7 protein-coding genes are annotated in these 6,508 nt (G+C 73.8%); 5 read left to right on the top strand and 2 right to left on the bottom strand.

What is annotated here, in order from left to right; genetic code table 11:
* Positions 1-139: 139 nt before the first annotated feature.
* From VNL12_RS12145 to VNL12_RS12125, 5 genes are all read left to right on the top strand, one after another.
* A complete protein-coding gene (locus VNL12_RS12145) occupies positions 140-640 on the top strand; it encodes a cytochrome c maturation protein CcmE (RefSeq protein ID WP_325594897.1) in 501 nt (166 codons plus the stop codon).
* A gap of 40 nt (positions 641-680) precedes the next feature.
* A complete protein-coding gene (locus VNL12_RS12140) occupies positions 681-2,711 on the top strand; it encodes a heme lyase CcmF/NrfE family subunit (RefSeq protein WP_325594895.1) in 2,031 nt (676 codons plus the stop codon).
* Positions 2,712-2,821: 110 nt separating this feature from the next.
* Positions 2,822-3,484: a TlpA disulfide reductase family protein gene (locus VNL12_RS12135; protein WP_325594893.1), complete on the top strand. Its 663-nt coding sequence runs from the start codon at positions 2,822-2,824 to the stop codon at positions 3,482-3,484.
* The gene (locus tag VNL12_RS12130; protein WP_325594891.1) at positions 3,484-3,966 is read left to right on the top strand and encodes a cytochrome c-type biogenesis protein; all 483 of its coding nucleotides are present in this window, start codon (positions 3,484-3,486) and stop codon (positions 3,964-3,966) included. Before VNL12_RS12135 ends, VNL12_RS12130 begins: the two co-directional genes overlap by 1 nt.
* On the top strand, positions 3,963-4,853 hold the full coding sequence (locus VNL12_RS12125; RefSeq protein WP_325594889.1) for a hypothetical protein: 891 nt from the start codon (positions 3,963-3,965) through the stop codon (positions 4,851-4,853). The genes VNL12_RS12130 and VNL12_RS12125 overlap by 4 nt, the downstream gene beginning before the upstream one ends.
* 145 nt (positions 4,854-4,998) lie before the next feature.
* On the opposite strand, the gene VNL12_RS12120 is transcribed toward VNL12_RS12125, so the two are convergent.
* Both VNL12_RS12120 and VNL12_RS12115 read right to left on the bottom strand, forming a co-directional pair.
* A complete protein-coding gene (locus tag VNL12_RS12120) occupies positions 4,999-5,469 on the bottom strand; it encodes a phosphoglycerate mutase family protein (protein WP_325594887.1) in 471 nt (156 codons plus the stop codon).
* 151 nt (positions 5,470-5,620) lie between these two features.
* On the bottom strand, positions 5,621-6,508 hold an 888-nt coding region (locus VNL12_RS12115; RefSeq protein ID WP_325594885.1), incomplete at its 5' end, for a cysteine desulfurase family protein.

Raw genomic sequence — 6,508 nt, 5'->3', positions numbered from 1 at the left:
GCGTCGTGATCGCCCTCGCCGCCTGGGCCTCGGTCGCACTGGCCTGGGTCGTCGTGTTCGTCTCCGTCGGGCTGCTCGCGATGCGCAGCGCCCAGCGGGGTCGCCGCCTGGCCCGCCAGGTCCCCGAGGACCAGCGCCGGTGGATGTGAACCCCCGAGATCTCGACCTCACGCCGCGCACCGGGCCCGACGGTTCCGGGGCCGGAGCGAGGCGCCGAGGCCGTTCACCGGCGCGGGCCGTGGCCGGCGGCCTCGTGATCGTCGGCCTGCTGGGCGCCATCGGGTTCGTGCTGATCCGCCAGCTCGATGGGGCCTCGCTCTACTACTACAACGTCGACGAGGCGGTCGCGGAGCGCGACGAGATCGGCGACCGGCGGGTCCGCATCCAGGGCACGGTCGTGGCCGAGCCGGTTGAGGTCGATGAGGAGCTCATCACCTTCACCGTTGCCTTCGGCGGCGAGTCGGTGCCGGTGCGCTACCGCGGCTCCGAACCGCCTCCGCTGTTCGACGCCGGTGTGCCGTCGGTGCTCGAGGGCCGGTTCGGCGCCGACGGCCGCTTCCTCTCGGATCGCATCGTCATCAAGCACACCGAGGACTACAAGGAGACCAACTCCGACCGGGTGGAGCCCGGGTCCCCGTGACCGGCACCATCACGCCCCCCGGTCGCCCGAGGAGCGCGACGTGAACGCGTCGCTCGGCACCGCCGGGGTCGCCCTCGCCCTGGTGTCCAGCCTGGGCGGCGTCCTCACCGTCGTCGTCGCCCAGTGGCGGCGCCGACCGGTGCTGCTGCGCCAGATCCCGTCGTTCGTCGGCTTGGCCGCCCTCGGCGCGGTGCTCGCCACCGTCGCGATGCAGCGGGCGCTGATCACCCGGGACTTCTCGGTCCAGTTCGTGGCCGACAACGGCAGCCGGGCCACCTCGCTGCCCTTCACCATCTCGACGATGTGGTCCGCCCTCGAGGGCTCGATCCTGCTCTGGGGCCTGGTGCTCGCCGGCTACCTGGTGGTCGTGACGTGGAAGTTCCGCACCCGTCTCGAAGACCCGCTGGTGGCGTGGGCGATGCTCGCCATGTTCGCCGTCACCGCCTTCTTCTTCGCCCTCATGGCCGGGCCCGCCAACCCCTTCGGCACCGTGGCCAACCCGCCTGCAGACGGGCCCGGGCCCAACCCGCTGCTGCAAGACCACCTGCTCATGGCGTTCCACCCGCCCATGCTCTACCTGGGCTACGTGGGCTTCACCGTGCCCTTCGCCTTCGCCATCGGGGCCCTCGTCACCGGGCGGATCGGCGAGGGCTGGCTGGTCGAGACCCGGCGCTGGACCCTCTTCGCCTGGGGGTTCCTCACCGTCGGCATCGTGCTCGGCGCCTGGTGGAGCTACGAGGTGCTCGGGTGGGGCGGCTACTGGGCCTGGGACCCGGTCGAGAACGCGTCGCTGCTGCCCTGGCTGACCGGCACGGCCTACCTGCACTCGGTGATGGTGCAGGAACGCCGCGGCATGCTCCGGGTCTGGAACCTGTCGCTGCTCTGCGCCACGTTCTCACTCACGATCCTGGGCACCTTCCTCACCCGCTCCGGCGTGCTCGACTCCGTCCACGCCTTCAGCGAGTCGGCCATCGGACCGATCTTCCTCGGCTTCTTCGCCGTCATCGTGGTGGTGACCCTCGGGCTCATCGGCTGGAGGGGCGACACGCTGCGCGCCCCGGGCCGCATCGACTCGCCGCTGTCGCGCGAGGGGGCGTTCCTGGCCAACAACGTGCTGTTCACCGGGTTCGCCTTCGTGGTGCTCTTCGGCACGATCTTCCCGCTGCTGGCCGAGGCCCTCAACGACCGCCGGGTGTCGGTCGGCGTGCCCTACTTCAACCGGATGTCCGGGCCGATCGGCCTGATGCTGCTGTTCCTCATGGCCATCGCTCCTGCTCTGCCGTGGCGCAAGGCCTCGACCGAGACGCTCTCCCAGCGCCTGCTGTGGCCGGCGTGGTTCGGGGCCGGTGTGGTCGTCGTCTGCGTGGTGACGGGTGTGCGGGGCCTGGTGCCGCTCGTGGCCTTCGGCCTGGGCGCCTTCGCGGCCGGCGCGGCGGTCCGCCAGGTGGTGCTGGCCACCCGGCGCAACGGGTGGCGCGGGTTCGTGGGCCGCACCAACGGCGGCATGATCGTTCACCTCGGCGTGGTGTTGATCGCCGTCGGGCTTGCCGCATCGGGGTCCTTCGCGGAGCAGACGGAGGCCCGCCTGGCGCCGGGCGACAGCCGCCGGGTGCACGGCCACGACGTCACGTTCGACTCGTTCTCCGAGAGCGACGCGGACCCGACCCGGCTCATCCGCTCGGCCTCGATGAACGTCGACGGGCGCACGCTCGAGCCCCGGTTGCAGACGTTCCCCAACGGCTCCCAGGAGATCGGCAAGCCGGCGGTGCGCTACGGCATCGGCGACACCGTCTACCTGGCGCTGATCGAGGCCCCCCGGGCCAGCGACGGCACGATCGTGGTGCGCGTCATCATCCAACCGATGGTCGGCTGGTTGTGGGCCGGTGGCGCGGTGATGATCGTCGGCACCGCCCTCTCCGCCTTCCCGGGGAAGCGCCGCCGGGGCACCGAGCCCACCTCCGCCCCACCGGACCACCCGGGCCGGGCCGCACCGTCCCCCGACGCCCAGCGGGCCGAGCCCGTCGGCGGTGGAGACGGGGGCCCCGAGCGCGAGCCGGCGGTGACCTCGTGAGCGAGACGGGCGCCACCGAAGTGGGGCACGCCATGGTCGCTTCTGCGACCAGCGGGCGCCCCAGAACCACAGCGCCGCAACCGCCCAACCCGTGACGAGGTGGGTCACCGATGAGCGCCCGGACCGGGGCCGCTGACCGTGGGCCCGCCGCCGAGCTCGATGTCGATCGCGATCTCCCTGACGATGACGGGCGGGACGCCGCGGCGGGCCCGTCCGCCCGGCGAGGCCGCGGCGCGGTGTTCATCGCACTGCCCATCGCGGTCGTGCTGCTGGCACTCGTGGTCGTCCTGGCCACCCGCGCCCCGGCCAGTGACCGCCAGGTCGACAGCCCGCTGCTCGGCCGCCAGGCGCCGCGCATCGAGGGCCAGACCTTGGAGGGCCGGTCCTTCGACTCGGCCACCTACGACGGTCGGTGGCTCGTGGTGAACTTCTTCGCGACCTGGTGCGTGCCGTGCGTCCAGGAGCACCCCGAGCTCATCGCCTTCCAACGGGCCCAGCAGGAGGCCGGCCAGGCCAACGTCGTCAGCGTCGTGTTCTCCGACGACCGGGCATCGGTCGAGGGGTTCTTCGAGCGCAACGGGGGTGAGTGGCCGGTCGTGCTGACCGAGGACACCGTCGTGGCCGAGTGGGGCGTCGCCGGCGTGCCCGAGTCCTACCTCGTCGACCCCGGTGGCGTGGTGCGGGCCAAGCTGATCGGGGGCGTCACCGCAGCCGGCCTCGACAGCATCCTGGGCGAGGCCGGCGGTGGCCCGGCGACCGAGACGACCCGCTGATGTCGCGCCGCACGCTGTGGGCGCTGCTCGGGCTGGTGGTGGTCGTCGCCCTCGTGGTCGGGGCCCGTGCCCCCGGGGAGCGCACCGCGGATGAGCGCCTCCGCTCGATCGGCGGCGACGTGCGCTGCCCGACCTGCGCCGGGCAGGCCGTGGCGACCAGCGACGCCCCCGCGGCCAAGGCGATCCGCAGTCAGATCCGATCCGACATCGAGGCCGGGCGCAGCGACGACACGATTCGCAACCGCCTGACCGACTCCTACGGCGACGACATCCTGCTCACCCCGCCGCGCTCGGGCTTCGCCGGGCTGGTGTGGATCGTCCCGGTCGCCGCCGTGGTGATCGCCTTTGGGAGCCTGGCCCTGGCCTTCCGCCGGTGGGAGCGCGACGAGCCCGCCGGGCCCTCGACCCGAGACCGGGCCCTCGTCGCCTCCGCCCTCGGCTCGGACCCCGACGACAGCCACGGCGAGGGCAGCGGTCGGTGACCGCCCCGCCGCGCTCCCCGAAGGGCCCGTCGGCGACCCCGCCCCGGGCCGAGAGCACCGAGTTCCTCCTCCAGAGCCTGCGCGACCTCGAGGCCGAGCGCGAAGCCGGAGACATCGACACCGACGACTACACCGCCCTGCGCGACGACTACACGGCTCGGGCCGCGGCCGCCCTGCGGGCCGAGCAGCGGGGGCAGGCGCCACCGGTGGCTCCCGCCCCGTCACGCTCCTGGACCCAGCGGCTGCTGGTCGTCGCGGGGGTGATCGGGTTCGCGCTGCTCGCCGGGGTGCTCGTCGCCCAGGCGTCGGGCCGGCGGGAGCAGGGCGAGGGCATCACCGGTGAGGTCGTCCAGACCCCCACCCAGGCCGCATCGCGCTGCATCGACCTCACCATCCGACAGGAGCTTGTCGACGCCGTCGGTTGCTACGAGGCGGTCCTCGAAGACGACCCCGACAACGCGGTGGCCCGCACCTACCTGGGCTGGAACCTGTACCTGACGGCCAACAGTGCGGCGGGGAGCCTCCCGGAAGATGCGCTGGTCGAGATCTACACCGCCGCCCGCGCCCAGCTCGACCGGGCCGTGGAGGCCGACCCCGCCTACGCCGACGCCCGGGCCTTCCAGGTCGTGCTGGCGGTGCGCGAGGGGCGCTTCACCGAGGCCGCCCGCCAGCTCGAGACCTTCGACGAGCTCGACGCGCCGGCCGACATGCAGGGCCTCGTCGACCGCACCCGCCCCGAGATCGCCGAAGGCCTGGAGGGCTCGGACTCAGACTCCGGCTCTGGCGCCGAGACGACCGTTCCCGGCGCCGAGGCGACCGATCCCGGGGCCACGTCCACGCCGAGCCCCGAGACCCCGACCCCGACCCCGACGACCGACCCGCCCTGAGCCGAGCCCTCCCTTCTTGCCGGTGGGCTGTCGATCGCTTCTGTGTGCCCGATCCGGTCGGACCGCGGAACCCTGCACACAGAACCGTGTGGCGAAGGCGCGGCCTCGGGGGAGGGATCCAGCGGTCCGGGCGGTCCGGGCGCGCTCAGGGACGGGGGTCGACGAAGGTGGCGCCGGTGACGTGACCGCCGGGATCGACGGCCAGCTCGCAGTACGTGGCCTTGGGCAGCCCGTGGCCCTCCTCGACGGGCACCCCGTCGCGCCGCAGGGCATCGAGGACGGCGGGGATGACGTCACCGTGGCTCGCGAGCACGGCGTCGACCCCGCCGGAGGCGAGCTCCCAGATGAGCCGATCGGTGTCCTCCGGCGCGGCGCCCTCGGCGAGGGCGGGGAGCACCTCGACCGTCAGGCCCCGGGACCTGGCCATCGGCGCGACCGTCTGCTGGCAGCGGACCGAGGCGCTGGAGAGCACACGGTCGAGGCCCACACCGTCGAGGTGGGCGGTGAGGGCGTCGGTCTGGTGGCGGCCCTTCTCGCTCAGCGGACGGTCGACGTCCGGACCGTCCCACGACGAGCGAGCGCCGGCATGAGCGTGGCGGACGAGGTAGAGCGTCACGGCGGGCGACGGTAGCGGTCAGGGGGCGGCCGGTCGATGGCGGCCTCCGGGCCGATCGTCACATCGCCGGGCGACGAACCGGTAGGGAGGTCGGGTGCCCCAGGCCCCAGATCGCCTACCAGTTGGCCATCGAGTCGCCACCGAGCCGCGCTCAGCGCCGGAGGGCCCGCAGTCCGGCCAGCACCTCGGGCAGGGCGGCGAGGAGGGCGTCGATGTCGGCATCGGTGGTCGACCAGCCGACCGAGACGCGGAGCGACCGCAGGGCGTCGACCCCCATGGCCGCCAGCGTGGGTGAGGGCTCCAGTGACTCCGACGAACAGGCCGACCCCGAGTGGCAGGCCACACCGGCCCCGTCGAGGCCGAGCAGCACGGCCTGGGGTTCGACGTCGTCGAAGCCGAGGCACACCAGGTGGGGCAGGCGCCGAACTGGGTCGCCGTGCGCCCGGACACCGTCGAGATCAACCACCCCGGCCAGCACCCGGTCGGTGAGGCGTCGGGCGGTGGCCGCCTGGGTCGCCAGCGCATCGTCCGCGCCGAGCGCAGCGGCGGCGGCCCCCAGCCCCGCCAGGGCGGGGACGTTTTCCAGGCCGGCCCGGCGGGCCCGCTCCTGATCACTGCCCACCAGCAGGGGCGCCAGGCGCAGCCCTCGCCGCACCAGCAGCGCGCCGGTCCCCAGCGGCGCCCCCCACTTGTGGCCGCTGACCGACATGAGATCCGCACCCAGGCCCCTGAAGTCCACCGGCACCTGTCCGACCGCCTGGGCGGCGTCGACGTGGACCAGCACGCCCCGCTCCTGCAGCGCGGCGACCACCTCGGCCACCGGTTGGGTCGTGCCCACCTCGTGGTTCCCCCACTGCACGTGCACGACGGAGGTGTCCGGCCGCACCGCGGCGACCACCGCGTCGGGATCGACGCGCCCGCACCCGTCGACGCCGACGACGCTGATCTCCCCGTGGCGGGCGGCCGCGGCGGTGACCGCTGAGTGCTCCACCGCGGTCAGGACCTGGTGGGTGCCCCGCCCGGCCCCACCCCACGCCAC

It is taken from the genome of Iamia sp., from assembly GCF_035575815.1.
Classification (GTDB): Bacteria; Actinomycetota; Acidimicrobiia; order Acidimicrobiales; family Iamiaceae; genus Iamia.
Note: the sequence above shows the minus strand (reverse complement) of the source record. Positions and strands in the feature narration are given on the sequence as shown.